The following is a 24,253-nucleotide window of genomic DNA, read 5'->3' on the forward strand; positions in this document are numbered from 1 at the left end:
GTGTGAGAACACCTATCATAGCTGGTAACTGGAAAATGTTCAAAACCGTTCCGGAAGCAACTTCATTTATTGAAGATGTGAAAGGCAAAGCGGAAGTAGAAGGCGTGGAAAGCGTGATTTGCGCGCCATTTACCAACCTTCCTGCATTGGTTGAAGCGGTCAAGGGCACGAATGTTAAAATCGGTGCACAAAATCTTCATTTTGAAGATAACGGCGCTTTTACGGGTGAAATCAGCGGTTTGATGCTGAAGGATCTGGGTGTGGACTACGTCATTATTGGACACTCCGAGCGTCGTCAGTATTTTGCTGAAACCGATGAGATCGTGAACAAGAAGGTACATGCGGCATTCCGCCATGGTCTTCTTCCGATCGTATGCGTCGGCGAGAAGCTGGAAGAACGGGAAGCCGGCCAAACCAAAGACGTGTGTAAAGTACAAACGGAAGCTGCGTTCGCAGGTGTTCCTGCTGATCAAGCGGTTCATGTCGTTATTGCTTACGAGCCAATCTGGGCGATCGGAACGGGCAAATCCTCTACAGCAGAGGATGCGAACGAAGTCATTGCTTATATTCGTGAACTCGTTAAAGGCCTGTACGGCGAAACTGTTGCAGAGCAAGTACGCATTCAATACGGCGGCAGCGTGAAGCCTGAAAATGTAGCGGAGTATATGGGACAAAGCGACATCGACGGCGCGCTCGTTGGTGGTGCAAGTCTACAACCGGCTTCCTACATCGCACTCGTTGAGGGGGCGAAGTAAATGTCTGCTCCAAAACCCGTAGCTCTGATCATCATGGACGGTTTCGGGCTTCGCAACACCGAGGTGGGCAATGCGGTCGCTCAAGCGAACAAGCCTAACTACGACCGGTATCTGAAGCAATACCCGAACACAACGTTGACTGCTTGCGGTGAAGCCGTAGGCTTGCCGGAAGGTCAAATGGGGAACTCCGAAGTGGGTCACTTGAACATCGGCGCAGGCCGGATCGTGTATCAGGACTTGACCCGCATCACGAAGTCGATTCGTGAAGGAGAATTCTTCGAGAACGAAACGCTGGTGGAAGCCGTTCGCGCTGCTAAGAACAACAACAAGAAGCTGCATCTGTACGGGCTGGTATCCGACGGTGGCGTTCATAGTCATATCGAGCATATGTTTGCCATGCTGGATCTTTGCAAGAAGGAAGATTTCCATGACGTATACATCCATGGCTTCATGGATGGACGCGACGTGGCACCAGACAGCGGCAAGCAGTTCGTTAAGGACCTGATTGCGAAGATTGAAGAAGTAGGCGTTGGCCAAATCGCTACGCTTTCCGGTCGTTATTATGCGATGGACCGCGACAAGCGTTGGGATCGTGTCGAGAAGGCTTACCGTGCCATGGTGTATGGCGAAGGACCGAAATATACGGATCCGCTGAAAGCCATCATCGAATCTTACGAGAAATCGGTTTACGATGAATTCGTAGAACCGACCGTGATTGTCAATGGTGAAGGCGAGCCGGTTAGTCTGGTGGAGAGCGGAGATTCCGTTATCTTCCTGAACTACCGCCCTGACCGTGCGATTCAGCTGTCCCAGGTGTTTACGAATAATGATTTCCGTGGTTTTGAACGGGGACCGAAGTTCCCGCAAAACCTGCATTTTGTATGCTTGACGCTGTTCAGCGAGACGGTGGAAGGCTTTGTTGCCTACAAACCGAAGAATCTCGACAACACGCTCGGCGAAGTGCTGGTTCAGCACAACAAGAAGCAGCTTCGGATTGCGGAAACCGAAAAGTACCCGCACGTGACATTCTTCTTCAGCGGTGGACGCGATGTTGAGCTTCCTGGTGAAACGCGCGTACTGATTAACTCGCCAAAAGTGGCGACCTACGATCTGAAACCGGAGATGAGCGCTTATGAAGTGGCGGATGCTTGCGTGAGAGAAATCGAAGCGGATAAGCATGACGCGATCATCTTGAACTTCGCCAACCCGGACATGGTAGGCCATTCCGGTATGCTGGAGCCGACGATTAAAGCCGTTGAGACGACGGATGAGTGTGTTGGCAAGGTTGTTGAAGCTGTTTTGGCAAAAGGCGGGGTTGTTCTGATCACCGCTGACCACGGAAATGCGGACATGGTATTTGACGAGAATGGACGTCCATTCACCGCACATACCACAAACCCGGTTCCGTTCATCGTAACAGATGAGAACGTAACGCTGCGTGAAGGCGGTATTCTTGCCGATATCGCGCCAACGATTCTCGACCTGATGGGTCTGCCGAAGCCGGATGAAATGACGGGAACGTCCATGATTGCAGCACGTAAATAAGTAGTTCATAATGGAACATAAACATAACATTTCAAAGGAGACTATACACATGACTATTATTTCTGATGTATATGCACGCGAAGTCCTTGACTCCCGCGGGAATCCAACCGTAGAGGTTGAAGTATACCTGGAATCCGGTGCGATCGGTCGCGCCATCGTTCCATCCGGTGCTTCCACTGGCGTTCACGAAGCCGTTGAGCTTCGCGACGACGATAAATCCCGTTACCTGGGCAAAGGCGTTCTGAAAGCTGTTGAGAACGTGAACGAAATCATCGCGCCTGAAGTGATTGGCATGGACGCTCTGGACCAGCTTGGCATCGACAAACTGATGATCGCTTTGGACGGTACGCCGAACAAAGGCAAATTGGGTGCGAACGCAATTCTGGCCGTATCCATGGCTGTAGCTCGCGCTGCTGCTGATGCATTGGATCTTCCGCTGTATGTTTACCTTGGCGGATTCAACGCAAAACAACTTCCAGTACCTATGATGAACATCGTTAACGGCGGCGCTCACGCGGACAACAACGTTGACGTTCAAGAGTTCATGGTATTGCCTGTTGGTGCACCTAGCTTCAAAGAAGCGCTTCGCATGGGCGCTGAAATCTTCCACAACCTGAAATCCGTTCTGAAGGGCAAAGGCCTGAACACAGCGGTTGGCGACGAAGGCGGCTTCGCTCCTAACTTCACGTCTAACGAAGATGCACTGTCTTCCATCATCGAAGCGATCGAAAAAGCCGGCTACAAGCCAGGTGAAGATGTATTGCTGGGTATGGACGTTGCTTCCACCGAGTTCTTCAAAGATGGCAAGTATGTTCTGGAAGGCGAAGGCAAATCCTTCACGCCGGCAGAATTCGTGGACTTGCTCGCTTCTTGGGTAGACAAATACCCAATCGTAACCATCGAAGACGGATGCTCCGAGGACGATTGGGAAGGTTGGAAATTGCTCACCGAGAAATTGGGTAACAAAATTCAACTCGTGGGTGACGACCTGTTCGTTACCAACACCGAGCGTCTGGAAAAAGGTATCAACGAAGGCATCGGTAACTCCATCCTGATCAAAGTAAACCAAATCGGTACTTTGACTGAAACGTTCGATGCGATCGAAATGGCAAAACGTGCAGGATATACAGCTGTTATCTCCCACCGTTCCGGTGAGTCCGAGGACAGCACCATCGCTGATATCGCAGTAGCTACCAACGCGGGTCAGATCAAAACGGGTGCTCCTTCCCGTACCGACCGTGTTGCGAAATACAACCAATTGCTTCGCATCGAAGATCAATTGGGCGAGCTTGCTCAATACAACGGCTTGAAGTCGTTCTACAACTTGAAGCACAATTAATGAAATAAGAGAAAGCCCGGCTCCTGCTTTTGAGGGAGCTGGGCTTTTTTGCATTAATTTGAGGGGAAGCGGCATAGGGCTGCACACTCTGTTATCGTGTTGTGGGGCGGTGCGTACATCGGCTCCGGTCGCTGTTAAAATCGGGAAGCTGGAATGGATTAAGCCGAGGAAGCTTCCTAATTTTAAGGCGAACGCGTTGCTTCTCCACCCCGATATACGCACCTAAGCAGGAAGAAGGTGTGCAGCCTATTGTGGGCAACTCATGGAAGTGCAAAGAAATCCCAGCTCATGTTAGGTCACATGAGCCGGGCTTTTGGGTGTATGGGAGGCGGGTCCATTAGCATTTCCGGTCTCGTCTTGAAATAACCGCTTAGTAAGAGGTCATCGAAAAGGATCATAAAGGTGGATTGCTGTAGACAAGATCATGTATTCATAAGGTTGATGATGCTAATTTTCTTTCGACGGGAAGATCATCAATTCTGCTGCAGCATCTCCAAAAATGCCCCTGCGGCCAGCGAGGGCGACTGCTGCTTCCGAACGGCGACGCCAATATATCGATCCGGTAACGGAGTGTCTGTTCGAAGCTCCAGCAAGGAACCGTCCGAGATCTGAGACGAGACAAAGGCCCGTGGCAAGAAGGCTGTTCCATAACCGCGCTCGGCAAATTCTGCTAACATGTCCAGGCTGTTCAACTCGAAGTCGGCTGCCACTTCCACCCCTTGCGATCGGAACCACCCTTCGATGAAGGACCGCGTCGAGCTGCCGGGGGACAGCATCAAGAGGGGGAGCTCCGTCAATTCTTCCGTCCGTAGAGGCCTGCGCGCCCAATCTGCGAAGGCCGTTCCGACCACGGCGCAATAAGGCGAGGTACGGGAGTCGATGATATGGATTTCCTCGTCCGATACGGGAAGGTGAACAAAGCCGAGATCCAACGATCCTTTCTTTAAGCGCTCCACGATGCTGCTTGTTCGCTCCTGTGACAGCTGAATGCGGATGTCGGGATAGCGAGCATGGAATCGGTCGAGCAAGGAGAGGAGAAAGTCCTTGACGATAGCCCCGTTCGCGCCAATCCTCAGCCTGCCTTCGCTAAACTGCTTTAGCTTCTTCAATCGCCGCTCGGCTGAATCGAGTTCGTCGAATGCTTGCCTTACATGCTGATACAAGGCCTCTCCTTCTGTTGTTAAGCGGACGCCCTTGGATAACCGGTCGAACAGCCCCACGCCGAGGGCTTCTTCCAACTGCTTGATGGCATAACTCACAGAGGGCTGTGTCATATGGAGGTTATGCGCAGCTTTCGTGAGATTGGAAGTCTCTGCAGCATGCAGGAACACTCGATACCATTCCGTGTTGGCGATCATTTGTTATCAATCCTCTCTATGGCAACTGTTGATTATTACGATTTCATTTATTTCAAATATACCTCTAAACTGAAGGATAAGGAATCGAAATGTTTACGGGAGGTATGAACATGGCAGGAAGTACGTTTGGAGAGCGGTTAAAAATGACTACGTTCGGGGAATCACACGGAGAAGCGGTGGGCGTCATTTTAGAAGGTGTCACACCGGGCGTTGAGCTGGACGAGGCTTACATTCAGATTCAGATGGATCGCAGAAGGCCGGGGCAATCCTCTGTTACGACTCCCCGCAAGGAATACGATAAGATCCGCATTTTATCTGGACTTTTCGAGGGGAGAACGACGGGGACGCCACTGTGCATCATGCTTAACAACACCGACATGCGCCCGTCGGCTTACGATACAATCAAATCGACCTACCGGCCCGGGCATGCGGATTTCACATATGAAAAAAAATACAAGATTCGCGACTATCGAGGAAGCGGAAGAGCTTCGGGAAGGGAGACGGCTGCGCGAGTGGCTGCTGGAGCCGTGGCGCGGAAGCTTCTGGAACGTCGGGGTGTCTCCATCCTGGCGTATACGACCGAGATCGGAGGTATCCGATGCGAGCAATTTGACGCCGATGCTATCGAACGGAATGCGGTTCGTGCGTGTGATCCGGAAGCAGCCGTTCGCATGATTGAGAGGATAGAACGACTGGCCGAAGAGGGGGACAGCTGCGGGGGGATTGTCGAATGCCGAATTAGCGGCATTGCCGCGGGACTGGGGGAACCCGTATTTGACAAGCTTGACGCTGAGTTAGCGAAGGCTATGTTGTCCGTCGGCGCGATTAAAGGCATTGAATTCGGGGCAGGCTTTCAAGCGGCCACTATGCGGGGAAGCGAACACAACGATCAGATGGACGCGGGAGGGTTCCGGACGAACCATGCCGGCGGAATCATCGGTGGTATCAGCACCGGGGCGGATATCGTGTTCCGAGTCGTCGTAAAGCCGACTTCATCCATTTCTACCCCTCAACAGACTGTCGATATAGACGGCAATGAACGGGAGATTGCGACGATCGGCAGGCACGATCCATGCATCTGTCCCCGCGTCGTACCGGTGATTGAAGCGATGGCTTGCATGGTCATCGAGGATCATTACAAGCGTCAAGCCGCCTTGCAGGACGAATAGCAGGGAACAATCTGGATGAAGCCGACCCGAGAGTGGCAGCTGTGCCTCATATCAGCCATCAGGTAATTCTGGAAGTATGCTTCGCCACGTCAATTCTTCGGGAAACAATCCGTTGAATGGAGCTGGAAGCGGGTGTGCCATTAGCGGCCGGCTGTCCAGGTGAGCGGTAAGAGCAAGCAAGTTCATATACAGCAAAAAAACCGGAAGGAGACTGACGTCTTTCTTCCGGTTTTTGATTTATTTAAAGATCTAATGCGGCTCTCAGGTCCCAAGGGGGCTGGGGAGCTGAAATCGCATTAAACCAGGGTTTGCAAGGATTCCGGCGTGAATGGGGCCAGCTCGTCGAAACGTCCGTCTCGAACCTTAGCGGCCCATTGCGGATCAGCCAACAGGGCACGGCCGACGGCAACCAGGTCAAATTCATTTTCCTCAAGACGATTCAGCAGCTCTTCGAGGTCTCTTTGGCCGGCACCCTTACCTTGGGTGAAGAGGCTGGTGAATACTTCATCGAGACCGACGGAACCGACGGTGATGACTGTTTTTCCTGTCAGTTTCTTGGCCCATCCAGCAAAGTTCAGGTCAGAACCTTCGAATTCAGGCTCCCAGAAGCGACGGGTCGAGCAGTGGAATATATCGACCCCGGCGTCAGACAGCGCGGTCAACAACTGACCCAGCTTTTCAGGCGTATCCGCCAGCTTGGCCTTATATTGGGTCGTCTTCCATTGGGATAGGCGGATGGCAACTGGGAAGTCTGGACCCACCGCTTCACGTACGGCTTTGACCACTTCGACCGCAAAGCGGGCACGCTTCAGCATGTCACCTCCGTATTCATCGGTACGCCGGTTTGTTCTCTCCCAGAGGAATTGGTCGATCAGGTATCCATGGGCACCATGAATTTCTACGCCGTCAAAGCCAAGGCGTTTGGCATTCGCGGCGGCATCGGCATAAGCTTGAACGACCTGCTCGATTTCATCTTTGGTCATCGGTTTCGTGACGACGTTGCCGTCCAGGTCAAGTCCGGATGGTCCGATCGGAAGTGCCTCCGGATTTGGCTCGGCACCTATTGGTCTAGTCATGCCGATGTGCCAAATTTGCGGCATGATCTTACCGCCGGCTTCGTGGACCTGACGGACCACCTCGGCCCAGCCGTTCAATGCGGCTTCACCATGGAAGTTAGGTATATTGGGGTTATCGGTTGCAGCCGGGTGATTTATCAGTGTTCCCTCGGTAATGATCAATCCGACGCCATTCTCCGCACGCCGACGGTAGTAAGCGGCCACATCCGGGCCTGGAACGCCGTTCGGAGAGAACCCGCGCGTCATAGGGGCCATCACCACGCGGGATGGAAGAGTAAGGTTACCGATGGTATATGGCTCGAATAGGGATGCTGTAGATCGGACACTTTGATTTTGATTGCTCATGTATGGAATCCTCCAATATGTTTAATATGCTTTTCTGTATTTTCATAAAAATAGATATATATGATAAAAAGAAAGAGCTTTTAAGCTTAATCTTCAATTTGAATTTGCTTGTTAAGCCTAAAGCTCTTCCTTGAGTTGTTCGATAAAACGCTTAATGCCCTCCTCATTGCGTCTGTAATATGTCCACTGGCCCGCTCGATGGGATTCCAGTAAACCGGCCTTTTGCAATTTTACCAGGTAGCCAGAAACGACCGACTGAGCGAGTCCTGTTTTTTCTGAAATGGAGCCCACGCAGATACCGCCATGAAAATCACATTTGGAAGGCATGTGATCCTGCGGATCAAAATGTTCCTCCGGATGCTTCAGCCACTCCAGGATTTTAAACCGGGACTCGTTTGATAGTGCTTTGATGGTTTGTAAGGTATCCATGTGTTTTATTATATCTATTTTTATAGAAATGTAAATATGGAATTTGAAAAAACGGGAAAAAAATAAACACGGTAGATCCCTGGTCCTTATGGCTTCAGGAGACCTATCGTGTTTATTTATTCTTTAAAGGCTAGGCCCTTCTCGGCGAGGGCTTCGCGTAGTATTCTGACCGCTTTGGGTCCTACCCCGTGAAGCGCCAGCAGTTCTTTCTCGGATGCTTGGGTGAGGTCTGCAAGCTGATGATAGCCTGCAACGATAAGGGCTTGGCGTGCAGGTTTGCCGGCCTTAACGGGAAAGTCGCTTTCTACAGCCGGAGTGGGGGTTTTGTCAGGCATGGAGATCCCTCTCTTTTCGATTGTTTTGTTCAATGGGCACAAGGTACAGGAATGAATGGTAGAGGCTAAATTTGTAGGAATCATCAGTTCAGTAAGATTATGTTATACCTCTAATGTTCTGTAAAGAACGAATCCTATTATCATGAAAGAAGGACAGATTCATGGATCGTTTAGACAATCTTCATAAATTCTATTGACAATCTTAATGAGAATAATTATCATTGTGCTGAGTGTTGATAATGATAATTATTCTCAATAATTATTATTAATAAACAATATCTACAATACATAGAGGGTATGAGGGGGAGAAACTCGATGCGCAGTATGAAGGGTCTCGTGTTTATCGTATTGATATTTGCTTTGGCTTTAGCCGGTTGCGGCGGGAACGCGGCATCCAATGAAGGAGGCAGCTCGACGGCAGCGAAGAATTCGGATCGAGGGGCCGCACAGGGCGGGGATAACACCGAAGCCACGCCGGAGACCCGAACCATCAAGCACGCTCTAGGCGAGACGAAAATTACGGGCGTTCCGAAGCGTGTTGTCGCGCTGGAATGGCTTTACGCGGAGGATGTCCTGGCACTTGGTGTTCAGCCTGTGGGCATTGCAGACATCGAAGGGATGAACCAATGGGTGAACATCCCGGTGGAGATTGGGGCGGACGTTACCGATGTCGGCACCCGTCAAGAGCCGAATCTGGAGCTGATCGCTTCCTTGAAGCCGGACCTGATCATCGGTTTGAAATCGAATCTTGAAGCCGGCTATGATACGTACAACAGCATCGCGCCTACCTTGGTGTTTGATCCTTATCCGACTGAGGGACAAGGGGATCAATATGAAGAGATGGTTAATACCTTCAATACGATTGCTGACGTGCTTGGCAAAAAAGACGAAGCCGCAAAAGTGCTTAGCAATCTGGATCAAACTTATGCCGATGCCAAAGCCAAGCTTGAAGCAGCCGGCATGACGGAAAAACCGTTTGCGCTCGCCATGGGATACAGTAACCAGAATGCGGTGACGTTCCGGATTTCGACGGATAATTCCTTGGCCGTCAAAATTCTGGAGCACATCGGGCTGACCAATGCCCATAAGCCCGATCAATTTGAGGTTTATGGCTTTACCACCACAGACGTAGAGGCATTGCCTGCCCTTCAGGATGCGAATTTCCTGCATATTATCCAGGAGAGCGATAACATCATCGAGAACCAATTGAAAGACAATCCGGTGTGGAAAGGTCTGAACTTTGTTAAAGAAGACCGCGTGTACGCACTTGGCGGTGACATGTGGCCATACGGCGGCCCATTGTCTGCCCAAACCATGGCCCAGAAGACAGCTGATCTGCTCACAAAATGAGTCTCGGCAACAAACTGGCACAAGGCTCCGCGCCGGTGAGCATCCATCCAGCCCCACCCGTTTCCTCAGGTAGGGGCTGGAAGCCGTTATGGATGCTGGTTGGAGGCCTGGTGGCTCTGTTATTTCTCACGTTTATCAGCTTGACGCAAGGGCTGGCCGATATATCCGTCAATACGGTCGTGCAGGCCCTGGTGTCTCCGCAGGATATTGCGGATCACCATCTTATCCGCAGCGTGCGCCTTCCGCGTACGGTCATGGGCCTGTTGGCTGGCGCCGCCTTGGCGGTGTCGGGCGTGCTTATGCAGACCGTCACGCGCAACCCGCTGGCCTCGGAGACGACGCTTGGCGTAAATGCCGGCGCTTATTTGGCCGTCGTGGCGGGGATGATCTTCTGGCCGGGACTGCTGCATCAGTATGCCCTTCCACTGGCAGTGGCAGGGGGGACGCTGGCGGCCGTCGCCGTCTATGCGCTGGCGGGAAAAACGCAGGGCTCTCCTCTGCGGATTGCATTATCCGGTATGATTGTCACCCTGGTTTTATCCTCCGTTACGAGTGCGCTGGTGCTTCTGAACCAGCAAACGACGCAGGGGATTTTTCTGTGGGGCTCCGGCTCGCTTATTCAGAATGACTGGGATGGCGTAGCTTTTTCATGGCCGTGGATCATTGGCGGGCTGATCCTGCTGTGTTTGGCGGTACGTCAGTGGGACATTCTGACCCTCAATGAGGAGTCGGCACGTTCCCTGGGCCAAAAAGTCGGCACCACCCGCTTGCTTGCGATGGGGGCAGCCATTGTGCTGGCCTGCGTGACCGTGAGCGTGGTCGGTCCGATCGGCTTTATCGGGCTGGCCGCTCCCCATCTGGTCCGCCTGTCCGGCGTGGTCCGGCATGCGGGGTTAATTCCGCTGGCTGCCTTATGGGGCTCGGCTCTGCTTGTCGGGGCCGACACGGTGGCCAGGATGTTCATAAACGCCTACGGTGAGCTTCCGGTCGGGGCCATTACGGCCATGATCGGAGCCCCGTGCCTTATCTGGCTTGCAATGCGGGTATCCCGCTCGTTGATCGGAGGGCGCGGGTCTTCCGGCGGATCGATCATGGCGGGCACGAGCCTGCGCCGGATACCTTATCCGGCCTTGGTAACACTGTTCAGCGTGCTGCTGGTGCTCGTATGGGTATTCAGCCTGATGAGCGGCAGTCTGCGCATTCCCTTCACGGAAGTGCTGGCCGTGCTTACGGGAGGCGGCGAGTCGATGTATCGCCAGATTCTGCTGGAGTTCCGCCTGCCCAGGCTGTTAACTGCCGGGCTGTCCGGCATGGCGCTGGCCGTCAGCGGCAGTCTTCTGCAGAATGCGGTCCGCAATCCGCTGGGGGATCCCCAGGTGATCGGGGTGACCAGCGGAGCCGGTGCTGGCGCACTGCTCCTGATGATCGGTTTTCCGCAATTGTCGGCAGGCTGGGTCCCGGTCGGCGCGGTTCTTGGAGGGATGGCTGCTGCCGCTTTGGTATATGCGGTGTCCTGGAAAAGAGGACTTCATCCGACGATTCTTACGCTGGTCGGTATTGCCGTTGCCGCGCTTGGTTCCGCCATCATCAATCTGATGATCATTCATGCCAAGGTCGACGTAGCCCCCGCATTATCCTGGATGGCGGGCAGCACATATAACCGGGGCTGGACGGAGGTGCAGCGGATTGTTCCCGCTATTCTGATCTTGCTTCCTCTGGCTGCGTGGCTCGGGAGGAAGGTGGATCTGCTGACGTTCAGCGAAGAAAGCTCAACCGGCCTCGGTCTCCATGTGCGGAATACCCGGGTGTATGTCGCCATCATTGCGGTGCTGTTGGCTTCGATCGCCGCAGCTAATGTCGGCTCGGTCGGTTTTATCGGACTGCTTGCGCCGCATGCCGCCAGAATGCTGGTTGGGGCTCGCCATCGGCAATCGATGGTCATCGCGGCGCTGCTCGGCGGAATTTTGCTGGCTGGGGCAGACTGGATCGGGAGGGTGGTCATGATTCCGAAGGAACTGCCTTCGGGTATCGTTACCGCGCTTCTGGGTGCGCCGTATCTGTTATATCTGATGGGAAAAACCAATAAGCTGAAGAAGAAATAACCGTCGCGATGATTAAATATTCAAAAAGGCTATTCCATAGTCGCCAAGAGAGGTGGCATGGGATAGCCTTTTTTGTCTTCATTCGGTTGATTATTAGATTTGCCGTGTTGTGCTTCTTGTGGCTGTGGCCGCCTGTTAGGCTTCCGTGTACCGCACAAAAGACAGGATGATGTCCTGCGGATGATCCCCGAAACTCGAACCATAGAGATTCAAGCCGTTCGGGTGCTCGGCATCTTTCTTCACTTCAAAGCGGACGCGGATTGGCCGGTTAAAGGCAAGCTCCAGCGAATCGATGGTCGTGGCGCTGGACTCGTGGCCATTGACCTGGCTGCCTTGTTTGGTTACGCGCCATTCCGTCAGCTTACCGTACTCACTGCCGCTTCTCCATTTATCCGGGGTGAGTTTCCCCTTGCGATCACCAAAATCACCGGGACTCCTCCAAGTGCCTACAGGAAGATCGTTGATGCTAACCGTGATGTCGGATGGCCAATCCTGCTGGAAGGAGGGAGCCTCGGAGCTAAGCTCCGCGCGGATGCGCAGCTCATCGAGGGCCGCTCCGGGCGGCATAGGGTTCGCAAAATAATATTCGATATATCCCGATCCCGAGAACCAGAGCAGCGCAGCCTCCGTTCGTTCCGGCATGTAAAAGGCGCGCGGATCGTCAGGGGATCCGATCAGAGATCCGTCCCGAGCTGCCATCCCGCAGGTTGGCTCGATATAACAGTGGGAGAACATGCCGATCGGCATGTGGATTTCTTCCGTACGCTGCAGCCCCTCGCCCGGCTTTGATGGCAGCTCGAGAAAAATGGAGCGGCAGGTGACGGCGCAAATTTTTTCCCGGTTTGCTCCTTGCGAAGAGACGATCAGCTCCGCTTGCTCCAGCATTTGGACATTAATGGACACCGTAGGCTGCGCAATCCCTAGCGCCTCTGCTAATTGACCGACACTCATCGGTTTATCGCCGAGCGCTTCAAGGATGCGGACACGGACATCACTGGATAGGGCCTTGGCCACTTCCACGATCCGGGATGCCGGATAACGGTTGGTTTCCAGCTTCGATTCGTTCATAATCCCCTTCCTTTACTGAAGAGTTGTAGTAGCTCCAAGTGTACAACACATTTGTTATATTGTAAAAGTATAATGTACATTGCATTTATTATATACAGATGCTAGAATAGGGGCAAATTCAGAAAAAGGAAAGGTTGTGTACGCTTCATGAAGACTCCTGTAGCACCCTCCATTCACACGGAAATTCCGCGGGCGGAGTACCCCAGACCTGATTTTGAGCGAAAAGACTGGTTGAATTTGAACGGCCAGTGGTCGTTCCGGCTCGACACGGAAGGATCAGATGATGAACGGCAACAAGCGGGTACGGGCGCCGATGGATACGCTGCTGCCCTGGAGGGTGGAGACGCCAGCCTTTTTACTTCAGAGATTACGGTGCCCTTCTCTTGGGTTAGTCCCCTGTCCGGCATTGAGCGTAACGAGAAGGGGGTAGGCTGGTATCGTCGATCCGTGAAGTGGGAGCCAACCGGGAGCCAGTCCCGGATCTTTCTGCGGTTTGGTGCCGTCGATTATCTGTGTGATGTATGGGTTAACGGCAAGCATGTCGGCTCGCATCAAGGCGGCTACGGAACCTTCGAGTTTGACGTGACAACGGTGTGGGATTCGGTAAAAGACAATACGATCGTTGTGCGTGCAGAGGACTTCGACCACAATTACCAGGCCCGAGGGAAGCAGGGGTACGGCGAGATCCGAGGCATTTGGCAGCCCGTTTGGCTGGAGGCCCGGCCGCAAACCTACTTGGAGCAAGCTATCTTTACGACTTCCATTGACGGTCGGATCGGATTGAAATCCAAGATCCAGGCTCAAGAAGCAGGGACAGTGACACTTCAACTCTCGTTTGCGGGGGGCTCGGTTACGCATCAGGTGGAGTGGGAGCTGCAAGAAGGCACGAATGAACGGGCAACGGTGTTCCAAGTCCACGACCCGCGGTTGTGGAGTCCTGAAACGCCTCATTTATACGAAGGGGAGCTGCGACTGGCCGGTTCATCCGGCGAAGATGTCGTCCATACTTATTTTGGCATACGCGAGATCGGAACGGCGAAGTTTGACGGACGGGATTACCGCTGGATCACGTTGAACGGAAAGCCGGTCTATTTGAACGGAACGCTGGACCAATCCTACCACCAGATGGGATTCTTCACTTACCCGACGGATACGGAGATGCGGGACGAGATCTATCTGATGAAACGGCTGGGACTGAACTTCGTGCGGATTCATATCAAGCCGGAGGAGCCCCGCAAGCTGTATTGGGCGGATAAACTTGGAATTCTGGTGATGGAGGATATGCCGTGCTTCTGGGGCAATCCGGATGAAACGGCGCGTTCCGCCTATGAGCGCGAGGCGCTGGAAGTGATGGAGCGGGACCGGAATCATCCTTCAATCTTTTCATGGGTCATGTTTAACGAGACTTGGGGGCTTCGCACGGATAGCGAGTCCGCCGGCCTGACGGGCGGCGAAGGGCAGCATCGGTATTATCTTCCGGAGACCCAGGAGTGGGTAAGGGAGAAATACAGATGGGCCAAGGAGCTGGACCCGACTCGGATTGTGGAAGACAATTCTCCATGCGCCTACGATCATGTGGAGACGGATATCAATACTTGGCATTTTTACATCAACGGTTATGAACCGCTGCGCAATCATATCGAGGAGATTGTCCAGAAGACCTATCCAGGGTCCGAACATAACTATATCGGCGGCAACCAACAAGGCGACGCTCCGCTCATGAACAGTGAATGCGGAAACGTGTGGGGAATTGACGGAGGAGCCGGGGACAGCGATCTCGCGTGGCATTACCGTTACATGCTGAACGAGTTCCGGCGCCATGATAAGCTGTGCGGCTTCGTATTTACGGAGTTCCGTGACGTGACAAACGAATTTAACGGCTACTACCGTCTGGATGGGACGGACAAAAAATTCGGGTACGAGGATTTTGTGCCGGGCATGACGATCGCCGATCTGCACACGCCGGATTTCATCGTTATTGACGCACCGCCTTGTCAGACGCTGGACCAAGGGGCAGAGGCTGTCATACCGCTGCTGCGCTCCAGTTATTCGGATCAATACCATGGACAGAAGCTTATTCTGGCTTGGGAATTATCCTATGATCAGCTCGGAACGAAGGTTGTCGCTGATCAAGGCACCCTGGATGTGGTCTGGGACGGCTACGGTGTTGCGCCACTAACGGAACTCAAGCTTCGCATGCCGAAGACCGATGCGGTTGGGATCCTCGGAGTTCGTCTCTTGAATGAAGGAAGCGGCGTGGTAACGCGCAACTTTACGACGTTTGATGTTCGTGGCGGAAAAGGTCAGGTGAACGATGGAGCGGAAGGCAGCACCGTAAGCATCCCGGTTAACACATTCCGTGATCAGAGCTTCGCTTACATGTGGGAGGCGCTTCAAGGCTCCAAAGTGAATGGCGGCGGAGAGGGACGATTCGTTTATGACGTGCAGCTGCCGGATCATGACGAACAGCCGCTGATCCGCGATATCGAGATATTCTTCGAGGTTGGCGCAAAACGCTTATTGGCCAGAAATATCGAGGGGGCGCGGCATCGCACGCACGGAATTGACTTTATGCACGGGGCGTCGGCGGACGTGGAGTATAACCCGAGCACGTACTATATGACGGATGAAGAGCTGCATGAATCCCGTGTATCGGTTTGGGTGGACGATGTCCAAATCGGCGAGGCTGTGCTCGCGGATGACCCTGCCGATAGTCGAGGCGTGCTGTCGTGGCACTATCAGCCGGTCCACAACCTTCTGGAAGAGGCCGGTTCGTACGGATACCTGTGCCAGGCACAGGTTCCGGGAAGACTCGCGGCAGAGCTTGATCGCAAGCGCAGCTTCCGACTGGAGCTGCGGGCCGAGGAAGGCGGCATGAGTCTGTATGGTCGGAATGCAGGCCGCTATCCGATCGATTTACTGGTGCGGTGTCGGTGATATCGTGACAGATACAAGCCCAAACCTTTAAAGTAAAGTTTAATCGTAAGCGGGCTGTCCATTCGTAGTGAACAACGACTTGCCGGGCAGCCCATTTTTTTATGCTGATTATTCGTTTAGCGCTTCTCATATAAATTAATCTTCCATCCATTACTCCAATTTAAGAATCGTACATGTTTATATCCTAAATCGAGATAATATTGGTTTAATCTCGTATTCTCGGCCATACAATCGAGTCTTATATGGTTTTTGCCTTTACCTCTAATATATCTTTCAGCCCAATGTATCAATTGTTTACCTATTCCATGCCCTGTATGATTTCTGCTTACCGCAAACCTATGTATGTATCCTGATTCATGATTATCGAGTTCTTCCCATAGAATTGGATCTGACCAACAGATATATAATGTTCCTACAACTTCTTCGTTCAATCGCGCCAAATAAAATTCAAACCCGTTATTGAAGCACTCATAAACTTGATTCATACTCAATTGATCCGGGTTCCATTGATTAATCCCTTTGGATTGGATCCATCTTGCAGACCCTTTCCAAAGATCAAGTATGATTCGACTATCAGCTTCTGTTGCACGGTACACATCAATATGGTTGTTTTCTTGAACTTCCTTCATCGATTTCACCCCAAATCCTTAGTGCTTAGTATTCAGTTCTCAAGCCACTCCCCTAAACTCAACCACCAATCAGAATTATCTTGTACAGAGTAATATAACTACTAAAATACTTCTTCTAAAAGCCTCGGGCAGACCATGGTCAATGCCCCAGCTTGGATACGTTGTTATGTAATAAAGCTGCTGCCATTTTCGTTTACCTTCAACTTAATTCTTCGTGTTTCAATTTTTATCCTTCTAAGTCGATAGGAGGAACACGCGTATAAGCGTTCTTGTAGACTAAAGGGACGATCCTGCAATGAAAACTCGATGTTATAGGATGCAAGCACCTTCTTTGAACTATTAATATCATCAGTTAACGCCATGCCTGAGGACATTCTAAACTGCGAACGGGTCCTTATAAAAAAGCCAGCGCCATCCCAAAGATTGGATAACGCTGGCTTCTTTTGCCGGTCTTGCGACGAGCCTGTTTCACCGCTTCTTCCAGAACAGCTGGAGCGCTAACCTTGCGCACCACAGGGAGAACAGCAGGAACAGCAGTGCCCAGACGAAGGCCGGGAGCACGGTCATATTGGCCAGGTTGGAAGCGTCGCCTGCTTGTTTGGGCTGGGTCAGCGCCATGGTCAGGAGGGTTAGCGGACCGACCACGGACTCTTCCAGCACGAGAAAGGCAAGCAGCAGGTAGTAGAAATTGCGGATCTTTTCGCCGAGGAAATAGAAGATCAGATTCACGATCATAAAAATAATGAGCCACCATAATCCATAGCCGGCACGAACGAAGAAGATGATCATAATGAGGGCAAGCACGGTAATGGTGATCAGGCCGGTGGCCTGTTTTTTCTTGGCATAGCCGTAGAACATCAGAATGGCGAACAGGGACGCCGACATATAACCTGCAAGCGAGACGATAATCGGACTCCAGCCGCCGGAAGCCAGCATGGAATAGGTCACGCCGCTGTGATCCGGATTCAGCTCGATGCTGAGCACCCGCCCCGACATCAGTAGGGTCATGACGGCATGCCCCAGCTCATGGACCATCGTATCCAGGATACGGAACCAGGAAGAGAAGGGGATCAGCCTTGTCAGAATAGCCGCGCCCACTAGAAATAACAATGCTTTCAGCCATTTATTCATTCGAAGGTCCTTTCAGCATAAAGTCATTCGCTAGACTGTCATTCCGTCCATTATAATACAGATGAGAAACATGTGAAAACCGGGTAGTCCCTATAGGTTAAATGGTATAATTGAAGTTGTGACGGAGGTTCATGTTCGATGACAAACGATAAGCCTAACAACGACAATCACATAAAACATATAAGACAAACTACGCACGTGAGCGACCAAGGGATTCGCTTTGCCGAATTCGAGCTGGCCGGTGATGAGCAGGACATTTCGCTGCCGGACAAGCAGTCAGTTATGCTGAATCAGGAGCAGGAACCCATGAATCCTGTGGCACCAACGAAGAAATCCTTGATTGTGAAGCCGCAGCAGCCGCTGGATATGAACTGGGGCGAGGAATTTCGCTACGTGACCAAGGAGCAGCAATTCGTGCAGAAAGCAAGGGAGCTCGCATGGCATGTGGAGGGAGAGGCCCCTTTTGTGGCTTTCAAAAGCTATTGGCCGACTTACGACCAGATGGCCAGCGACCAGTTCAAATGGTATTTTTACTGGCGGGAGGAAGTCAGGTCCGGGCGGTACCCGGATACGGACTTATCCTATTTATTTGTCTATTTTTACGAGCTGATCCATGGCGTGGGCTGGAGCGATCCCCTGCAGGGCTATGGATTGATGGAGCAGGCATGGGCGGCCTACCGCAAGCGGTATGCCAAGCTGGATACGTACCTGCGGGAGTGGCTATATGATTTTATGATCGTGCATAGCCTGGATATGCCGATCCGGGAAACGTACGAGCGCTTTCCGCGCGTTCTATCCAGTGAGCTGAAGGAGAGGGAATGGAAGCGACGGTTCTCTCTCCAGCCGATAGAGCTGACATGGGACCTGCTGCTGGACCTGCTGGATTATGACGTGGAGAAGAGCCGTTTTTACCAGGAGAGTGGCCGCAAGGATCTGGAACAATATGCACCCAAAGTGATTGCCCTTGTGGACAGTTACTTAGCCAAAATGAAGGGGCAGCGCTTCATCGACCGCTTTCAGCCGCGGCCCCGGCAGGTGAAAAGGCATTTATTCCGCAGTGCGGTGTACGATCATGGGTTATACGGGCGAAACGTCGTGTTGACGGTGGTGTCCTTAAGCGAGTACGCTCCTCTGCGCTCTTATATAACGGCGCTGGTACGCTTGACCGAGAATAAGCTGCGGGAGCTGAGAGGTTTCAAGGGACGGCTCCGTGGTGCGGATGTGGTTGAGCCCAAAGTGGAAGAGGTCATCACCCGTTATTTGAAAAAAGAGATTCAGGAGCAGATAGAGGCCCAGCGCATACAAGCGATACCTGAGGTTCAGATCGACACAGGGAAGCTGCGCCGATTACAGCAGGAGTCGGACCAGGTCCGCGACATGCTGCTTACGGAGGAAGCGGGGCGGCAGGCTGAAGTAATCAACAGCCAGCCGGCACCGGAGTCTGCTCCATCTGTTGGTGCTTCTTCAGGTCACTCCGAAGATTCGGGAGCAAGCAGTAACATGGCTGTACCTTCCAATGGTCGGTCTTCCCGAAAATCGGCGGCGAAGAAACCGGATGTGTTCCAGGCTGTGATGGATTTTGATGCGGATCCTTATGAGCTCGATTCTTTAGAGGTGCGTGATCAGCTTGATGAAGCAAATGTCAGTGTTCATTCCGTGAACACGGAAGAATCGGAATCAGAAGCAGCGAACGGAAGGTCTATGGAGCCGTCAGGGAGTGCTGATGATCGCTTGATGGAATCCATGGGCTCTCTAGAACAGGATTCATCTGAAGTTGGGGGCATCCACGTTATAGACCCGCACGTCGTAGATGTAGAGGCCCTTATAGGGATGCCTACAGTAGGAGAGCAGTTGTGGCAATGGGAGGTAGAGGATGAGGAATGGCAGGAGCTCGCAGAGCGTCTCAATCCTATCCATCTGGAAGTTCTCCACGCCCTCAAAGCGGGACCGAACCGCTCGGAGCTGCAGCAAATTGCGGAGAGGGCCGGTTCCATGCCAGCGTTACTGCTCGATGAGATCAATGAAGCCGCGATGGATACCATCGGTGATCTTTTGATCGATGGAGAGGCCATTGCGGATGATTATATAGATATGCTGGAAACATTAAAGTCCGTGTAACCGGACGTGTTGAAATAGACTGGCTCTTTATGTTTTGAGAGATGTTTGTAAGATGCTTGAAAGAGGTGGAACTATGACGGAACTAAAAATACCGAAACGGCTCACAACGGCCCTCGTAAACTCTTTAACGGCAGGGGTCGTGCCGCGGGTAGGGCTTGAGTTCATCGCCGTCGGCCGGAAGCCGGAGGTGGAGTCCATCCTGCGCGATATGGATAATATCGCCGAAGGCGGCGCCGCCTTCCGCCTGATTACGGGCCGCTACGGAAGCGGCAAAAGCTTCCTGCTGCAGATCATCCGCAACTACGCGATGGACCGTGATTTCGTGGTGGCGGATGCGGATCTGTCGCCGGAGCGGCGGCTGGTGGGCACCAAAGGGCAAGGGCTTGCCACATACCGCGAGCTGATGACCCATCTGTCCACAAGGACGCGTCCGGACGGGGGCGCGCTGGAGGCCATTTTGCAGAAATGGATTGCCGCGATCCAGCAGGACATCATGCAGGAGACGGGCATGCGGCCAGATGATCCTGCCCTGAATGATCGGGTGGAGCTGCAGATCTATGCGGTGACAAACGGCATGCAGAATCTGGTGCACGGGTTTGATTTTGCGAAGGTGTTGGCTGCCTACTGGAACGGCTATAAGCTTGGCGATGATGACCGTAAGGGAGCGGCTCTGCGCTGGCTCCGCGGGGAAGTTCCGACGAAGACGGAGGCGCGTAAGGACCTTGGCGTCGGGGTCATTATCGATGATGACAATTGGTACGATTATATGAAGCTGTGGTCCGAGTTTACGGCGGTCATCGGGTATAAGGGATTGCTGCTGTTCATTGACGAAGGGGTGAATCTATACAAAATCACCAACAGCGTATCCCGCCAGAGCAACTACGAGAAGCTGCTGACCATGTTCAACGACACGATGCAGGGCAAAGCGGAGCATCTGGGCATCTATATGGGCGGCACGCCGCAGTTTGTCGAGGATGAGCGCCGGGGGCTCTTCAGTTATGACGCGCTGCGTTCCCGCCTGATCGACGGACGCTACGGCAGCAGCTCGCTAAGAACCTACACTTCGCCCATCCTCAAGCTGGATATGCTGTCGTATGAGGAGATTCTGATTCTCCTGCAAAAGCTGCGCGATATTCACGCCCTGCACTTCAAATATGAAGCGCAGTTGACGGATGGTCAGCTCATCGCCTTCATGCAGACGGCCGTGAATAGGTTGGGAGCAGAGGAGCTGCTTACCACCCGCGAGGTGGTACGGGATTTCATGGATCTGCTGCATACGCTGCATCAGCATCCGGAGGCCGCGTTTGAAGAGCTGCTAGGCGAGCGTGCCGCAGCGCAGCCGCAGGGCAAAGGGCCGAATGATGCCGATTCGAACGATCTGGACGATCTGCTGGCGGAGTTTGAATTATGAGTGCGAACCCTTTTTCCAGACTGGCCCCGTTCATTCAGGAGTTTATCTATAAAAAAAGATGGGATACACTCCGTGAGGCGCAGGTGGAAGCCTGCCGTGTCCTGTTCGACACGCCCCATCATCTGCTGATCGCTTCCGGTACGGCATCGGGCAAGACCGAAGCCGCATTCTTCCCGGCGCTGACGGAGCTGTATAACACGCCTTCCAGTTCGGTCGGGATCCTGTATATCGGCCCGCTTAAGGCACTGATAAACGACCAATTCGAGCGCATCTCCGATCTGTTGAAGGAGGGCCAGGTGCCGGTATGGCATTGGCATGGCGATGTGTCCCAAGCCGAGAAAACGAAGCTGATGCAGAAGCCGTCGGGCGTGCTGCAGATTACGCCGGAATCGCTTGAAGGGCTGCTCATGAACCGGCCGAATGCCATCCCGGCACTGTTCCAGGATTTGCGGTATGTCATCATTGACGAGGTGCATGCCTTTATGGGAGCGGATCGGGGCATTCAGGTGCTGAGCCAGCTGACCCGGATCGAGCGGATGGCTTCCTGTTCGCCTCGCCGTATCGGGCTGTCGGCTACGCTTAGCGATTACGAGACCGCAGCCGGCTGGCTGGGCGCAGGCACGAAAAACGCGGTCGAGGTCGTCTCGCCGCAAGGGGGGCGGAAGCTGCGGCTGTCGGTCGAGCATTTCTCTTTCCCGGATGCAAGGGATGAGAAGCAGGCGGAGCAGCTGGAGCTTGCCCGTAAAGCCTATTACGATTTCGTATACGACAATACGCATCTGAAAAAAGCGCTGGTCTTCACGAACAGCCGCTCGGATGCCGAGCTGACGACGCTCGAGCTGCGCCGGATTGCGGCCAAGCGCGAGCAGCGGGACGTCTTCCATGTGCACCATGGAAGCATCTCCGCCATGCTGCGCGAGGAAGCCGAGGCCGCGCTCCGCGAAGGCCCGGGGCCGGCGGTTGCGGCGGCCACCCTGACGCTGGAGCTCGGCATCGATCTCGGCGAGCTGGAGCGGGTGATCCAGCTGGGCGCGCCGTACAGCTGCTCCAGCTTCGTTCAGCGGCTGGGCCGATCCGGCCGGCGGGGGGATCAGGCCTCCGAGATGATGTTCCTCTGTCCGGAGGACGAGGACGAGGAGGCCATGCTGCCTGCGCGCATGCCATGGATGCTGCTCCGGGCTATTGCGGTTATCGAGCTGTATATTCGCGAGAAGTGGGTCGAACCGCTGGCCCTGCGGAAGAAGCCGGTGGGCGTGCTCTATCATCAGACGATGAGCACGCTCAAGAGCATGGGCGAGGCAGAGCCGCCGGATCTGGCGAGAGCGGTGCTGACACTGCCGGCTTTTCGCGGCATCGAGCCGGAGGAATACAAGGAGTTCTTGCAGTATTTGCTGCAGACGGACCATATCCAGCGTACGGAGGAAGGAAGCTTGATCATCGGCCTTGGCGGGGAGAAAATCGTGAACAACTACCGCTTCTACGCGGTGTTTAAGGACGATGAAGAGCATGTCGTATATAACGGGTCCGAAGAAATCGGATCGATTACGACCGTGCCGCCGCCGGGCTACTGCTTCTCGCTCGCGGGCAAGCTGTGGAAGGTGGAGGAAGTCGATACGAAGCATAAGGCCCTGTATGTAAAGTCGGCCAAGGGCAAGGTCGATACCTTGTGGCTTGGCGCAGGCGGCGATGTGCATACTCGCGTGGTGCAGAAGATGCGGGAGGTGCTGGCGGACAGCGCCATTTATCCGTATCTGGCGCCGGGCGCGGTGAATCGTCTGGAGCGGGCCCGTCGTCTCGCCCGGGAAAGCGGACTGCTGAAGCAGGTGGTCCTACCGGCGGGCGGCGACTCCCTGTTCATCCTGCCTTGGGCGGGCAGCAAGCAGTTCCGCACGCTGGAACGACTGCTGAAGCATAATCTGTCCGAGCGGCTGGCGCTGCGCTCCATCGTCCCGATGGAGCCGTATTATATGGTGGTTGCGGGTAGGGTCGATCATAAGACGCTGATGGAGGAAATCAAGCAGGAACTGATGGATTGCGAGGACGCAAGCGCGCTCCTGGATCCGGACGAAGCGCCGTATCTCGGCAAGTATGACGAGTTCGCCCCGCCGAAGCTCGTTCGCACCGCTTTTGCCGCTGACGGGCTGGATCTGGAAGGACTGGCCGAGGTGCTGGGGATGGCACGTGGAGCAGCGGGAAGGGGAGCTACGAATGAGTGACAAGGAAGAAATACTTCCTGGTGGCAATGTTAACGAAGTCGTACGTATCGGTAATACCGTTCATCGTACGACTGAATGGAGTTCTTTCGTGCATGACTTGCTTCGACACTTGGATAAGCAGGGTTTTGAAGGCGCCCCCAAGTTCATAGGCATTGATCACAGCGGTCGTGAGATCTTGTCTTACATTCCTGGCGAAGTGCCGGGAAACCAATATCCTGATTTTAAACCCTATATATGGTCGGAACATGTCCTTATCCAGAGTGCAGCGTTGTTACGGCGTTATCATGACGCCGTACAGGGCTTTGCCGCAGCTTCAATCCAACCGGAAGTTGCAAATAACTCTCAGGTTTCGGGGGAATGGGACGAAGAAGTGGTCTGTCACAATGATGCCGCGCCATACAATATCGTGTTTCAAGACGAAGTGCCGGTTGCACTGATTGATTTTGATTTGGTTGCGCCAGGTCCAAGAATCTGGGACATGGTTTATATGCTGTACACCTCAGTCCCGCTGGCAAGCTTTGCAATAGATTACACTACAGGGACATCGATACCTTATCAATCGGAAATACATGCTGCGGATCGCACGCACAGAGTATCGCTGTTCTTTAAGTCCTATGGCATATCACCGCCTCCCAACTTGAAAGAATGGACTATAAGACGCATCCAGGCATTATGCGATACACTCACAACCGGTGCGGCACAAGGCAACAAGGCTTACCAGAACATGATCGATGAGGGACATGTGGCCCATTACGAACGAGAGGTTCAATTTCTGCAGGCACACTTTGAAGAGTGGTACCGATGAAGGGTACCGATTTGAAGTGCCTGCTTTTTTCATATCTATCCCCCCAGGGTCGTTGAGTATAACTGAAAAAAATTTGTAACCCCTTCCAAAAAAGCATTGTGTTCACTTCACGTATGTGGTAACTTATGTACATAA

The 24,253-nt window shown here is 53.2% G+C and carries 18 protein-coding genes; 11 read left to right on the forward strand and 7 right to left on the reverse strand.

All coding sequences use genetic code 11. The features are described from left to right. Positions 1 to 2: 2 nt before the first annotated feature. The 3 genes from tpiA to eno are packed head-to-tail and all read left to right on the forward strand — an operon-like array spanning position 3 to position 3,639. The gene (tpiA, locus tag DP091_RS23530; protein WP_113060529.1) at positions 3 to 755 is read left to right on the forward strand and encodes a triose-phosphate isomerase; all 753 of its coding nucleotides are present in this window, start codon (positions 3 to 5) and stop codon (positions 753 to 755) included. Next, a complete protein-coding gene (gene gpmI / locus DP091_RS23535) occupies positions 756 to 2,300 on the forward strand; it encodes a 2,3-bisphosphoglycerate-independent phosphoglycerate mutase (RefSeq protein ID WP_071219500.1) in 1,545 nt (514 codons plus the stop codon). A 49-nt stretch (positions 2,301 to 2,349) separates the two neighbouring features. Further along, positions 2,350 to 3,639 carry a phosphopyruvate hydratase gene (gene eno, locus DP091_RS23540; RefSeq protein WP_113060530.1) on the forward strand — a complete coding sequence of 430 codons (1,290 nt, stop codon included), beginning with the start codon at positions 2,350 to 2,352 and terminating at the stop codon, positions 3,637 to 3,639. Between the two features lie 473 nt (positions 3,640 to 4,112). On the opposite strand, the gene DP091_RS23545 is transcribed toward eno, so the two are convergent. Further along, positions 4,113 to 4,997 carry a LysR family transcriptional regulator gene (locus DP091_RS23545; protein ID WP_113060531.1) on the reverse strand — a complete coding sequence of 295 codons (885 nt, stop codon included), beginning with the start codon at positions 4,995 to 4,997 and terminating at the stop codon, positions 4,113 to 4,115. A gap of 110 nt (positions 4,998 to 5,107) precedes the next feature. On the opposite strand from DP091_RS23545, the gene aroC reads away from it, so the two are divergent. Continuing rightward, the gene (aroC, locus tag DP091_RS23550) at positions 5,108 to 6,166 is read left to right on the forward strand and encodes a chorismate synthase (RefSeq protein ID WP_113060532.1); all 1,059 of its coding nucleotides are present in this window, start codon (positions 5,108 to 5,110) and stop codon (positions 6,164 to 6,166) included. A 296-nt stretch (positions 6,167 to 6,462) separates the two neighbouring features. Here the strand turns inward: aroC and DP091_RS23555 are convergent, their stop codons facing one another. The 3 genes from DP091_RS23555 to DP091_RS23565 all read right to left on the reverse strand — a co-directional run bounded on the left by DP091_RS23555 (position 6,463) and on the right by DP091_RS23565 (position 8,351). Continuing rightward, a complete protein-coding gene (locus DP091_RS23555; RefSeq protein ID WP_113060533.1) occupies positions 6,463 to 7,587 on the reverse strand; it encodes an NADH:flavin oxidoreductase in 1,125 nt (374 codons plus the stop codon). A gap of 117 nt (positions 7,588 to 7,704) precedes the next feature. Continuing rightward, positions 7,705 to 8,016 (reverse strand): ArsR/SmtB family transcription factor, encoded by a 312-nt coding sequence (locus DP091_RS23560; protein WP_009590170.1) that lies wholly within the window; start codon positions 8,014 to 8,016, stop codon positions 7,705 to 7,707. Between the two features lie 116 nt (positions 8,017 to 8,132). Further along, entirely contained in the window at positions 8,133 to 8,351 is a 219-nt protein-coding gene (locus DP091_RS23565; protein ID WP_113060534.1) for a helix-hairpin-helix domain-containing protein, read from the reverse strand. A 315-nt stretch (positions 8,352 to 8,666) separates the two neighbouring features. Here DP091_RS23565 and DP091_RS23570 point away from each other — a divergent pair, with 315 nt between their 5' ends. Both DP091_RS23570 and fhuB read left to right on the forward strand, forming a co-directional pair. Further along, entirely contained in the window at positions 8,667 to 9,701 is a 1,035-nt protein-coding gene (locus tag DP091_RS23570; RefSeq protein WP_113060535.1) for an ABC transporter substrate-binding protein, read from the forward strand. Next, complete coding sequence (gene fhuB, locus DP091_RS23575; protein WP_113060536.1) at positions 9,698 to 11,803, forward strand: Fe(3+)-hydroxamate ABC transporter permease FhuB; 2,106 nt, start codon at positions 9,698 to 9,700, stop codon at positions 11,801 to 11,803. The genes DP091_RS23570 and fhuB overlap by 4 nt, the downstream gene beginning before the upstream one ends. Before the next feature lie 135 nt (positions 11,804 to 11,938). Here the strand turns inward: fhuB and DP091_RS23580 are convergent, their stop codons facing one another. Continuing rightward, complete coding sequence (locus DP091_RS23580; protein WP_113060537.1) at positions 11,939 to 12,871, reverse strand: ArsR/SmtB family transcription factor; 933 nt, start codon at positions 12,869 to 12,871, stop codon at positions 11,939 to 11,941. Between the two features lie 147 nt (positions 12,872 to 13,018). Here DP091_RS23580 and DP091_RS23585 point away from each other — a divergent pair, with 147 nt between their 5' ends. After that, entirely contained in the window at positions 13,019 to 15,808 is a 2,790-nt protein-coding gene (locus DP091_RS23585; protein ID WP_113060538.1) for a glycoside hydrolase family 2 protein, read from the forward strand. Between the two features lie 116 nt (positions 15,809 to 15,924). On the opposite strand, the gene DP091_RS23590 is transcribed toward DP091_RS23585, so the two are convergent. Both DP091_RS23590 and DP091_RS23595 read right to left on the reverse strand, forming a co-directional pair. After that, on the reverse strand, positions 15,925 to 16,437 hold the full coding sequence (locus DP091_RS23590) for a GNAT family N-acetyltransferase (RefSeq protein ID WP_113060539.1): 513 nt from the start codon (positions 16,435 to 16,437) through the stop codon (positions 15,925 to 15,927). Positions 16,438 to 16,905: 468 nt separating this feature from the next. Next, a complete protein-coding gene (locus DP091_RS23595) occupies positions 16,906 to 17,568 on the reverse strand; it encodes a M50 family metallopeptidase (protein ID WP_113060540.1) in 663 nt (220 codons plus the stop codon). A gap of 138 nt (positions 17,569 to 17,706) precedes the next feature. On the opposite strand from DP091_RS23595, the gene DP091_RS23600 reads away from it, so the two are divergent. From DP091_RS23600 to DP091_RS23615, 4 genes are all read left to right on the forward strand, one after another. Then, entirely contained in the window at positions 17,707 to 19,686 is a 1,980-nt protein-coding gene (locus DP091_RS23600; protein ID WP_113060541.1) for a TerB N-terminal domain-containing protein, read from the forward strand. A gap of 73 nt (positions 19,687 to 19,759) precedes the next feature. Next, positions 19,760 to 21,097, forward strand: coding sequence for an ATP-binding protein (locus tag DP091_RS23605; protein WP_113060542.1), 1,338 nt, complete (start codon positions 19,760 to 19,762; stop codon positions 21,095 to 21,097). Then, positions 21,094 to 23,313 (forward strand): DEAD/DEAH box helicase, encoded by a 2,220-nt coding sequence (locus tag DP091_RS23610; protein ID WP_113060543.1) that lies wholly within the window; start codon positions 21,094 to 21,096, stop codon positions 23,311 to 23,313. Before DP091_RS23605 ends, DP091_RS23610 begins: the two co-directional genes overlap by 4 nt. Then, positions 23,306 to 24,118 carry a phosphotransferase gene (locus DP091_RS23615; protein ID WP_113060544.1) on the forward strand — a complete coding sequence of 271 codons (813 nt, stop codon included), beginning with the start codon at positions 23,306 to 23,308 and terminating at the stop codon, positions 24,116 to 24,118. Before DP091_RS23610 ends, DP091_RS23615 begins: the two co-directional genes overlap by 8 nt. Positions 24,119 to 24,253 lie beyond the last annotated feature (135 nt).

It is taken from the genome of Paenibacillus sp. MDMC362 (genome assembly GCF_003269305.1).
Classification (GTDB): domain Bacteria; phylum Bacillota; class Bacilli; order Paenibacillales; family Paenibacillaceae; genus Paenibacillus_AQ.

Excerpts from the sequence above, each read along its gene's own strand:
- gpmI (WP_071219500.1), top strand. The coding sequence starts at position 756 with ATGTCTGCTCCAAAACCCGTAGCTCTGATCATCATGGACGGTTTCGGG.
- eno (WP_113060530.1), top strand. The coding sequence starts at position 2,350 with ATGACTATTATTTCTGATGTATATGCACGCGAAGTCCTTGACTCCCGC.
- DP091_RS23545 (WP_113060531.1), bottom strand. The coding sequence starts at position 4,997 with ATGATCGCCAACACGGAATGGTATCGAGTGTTCCTGCATGCTGCAGAG.
- aroC (WP_113060532.1), top strand. The coding sequence starts at position 5,108 with ATGGCAGGAAGTACGTTTGGAGAGCGGTTAAAAATGACTACGTTCGGG.
- DP091_RS23555 (WP_113060533.1), bottom strand. The coding sequence starts at position 7,587 with ATGAGCAATCAAAATCAAAGTGTCCGATCTACAGCATCCCTATTCGAG.
- DP091_RS23560 (WP_009590170.1), bottom strand. The coding sequence starts at position 8,016 with ATGGATACCTTACAAACCATCAAAGCACTATCAAACGAGTCCCGGTTT.
- DP091_RS23565 (WP_113060534.1), bottom strand. The coding sequence starts at position 8,351 with ATGCCTGACAAAACCCCCACTCCGGCTGTAGAAAGCGACTTTCCCGTT.
- DP091_RS23570 (WP_113060535.1), top strand. The coding sequence starts at position 8,667 with ATGCGCAGTATGAAGGGTCTCGTGTTTATCGTATTGATATTTGCTTTG.
- fhuB (WP_113060536.1), top strand. The coding sequence starts at position 9,698 with ATGAGTCTCGGCAACAAACTGGCACAAGGCTCCGCGCCGGTGAGCATC.
- DP091_RS23580 (WP_113060537.1), bottom strand. The coding sequence starts at position 12,871 with ATGAACGAATCGAAGCTGGAAACCAACCGTTATCCGGCATCCCGGATC.
- DP091_RS23585 (WP_113060538.1), top strand. The coding sequence starts at position 13,019 with ATGAAGACTCCTGTAGCACCCTCCATTCACACGGAAATTCCGCGGGCG.
- DP091_RS23590 (WP_113060539.1), bottom strand. The coding sequence starts at position 16,437 with ATGAAGGAAGTTCAAGAAAACAACCATATTGATGTGTACCGTGCAACA.
- DP091_RS23595 (WP_113060540.1), bottom strand. The coding sequence starts at position 17,568 with ATGAATAAATGGCTGAAAGCATTGTTATTTCTAGTGGGCGCGGCTATT.
- DP091_RS23600 (WP_113060541.1), top strand. The coding sequence starts at position 17,707 with ATGACAAACGATAAGCCTAACAACGACAATCACATAAAACATATAAGA.
- DP091_RS23605 (WP_113060542.1), top strand. The coding sequence starts at position 19,760 with ATGACGGAACTAAAAATACCGAAACGGCTCACAACGGCCCTCGTAAAC.
- DP091_RS23610 (WP_113060543.1), top strand. The coding sequence starts at position 21,094 with ATGAGTGCGAACCCTTTTTCCAGACTGGCCCCGTTCATTCAGGAGTTT.
- DP091_RS23615 (WP_113060544.1), top strand. The coding sequence starts at position 23,306 with ATGAGTGACAAGGAAGAAATACTTCCTGGTGGCAATGTTAACGAAGTC.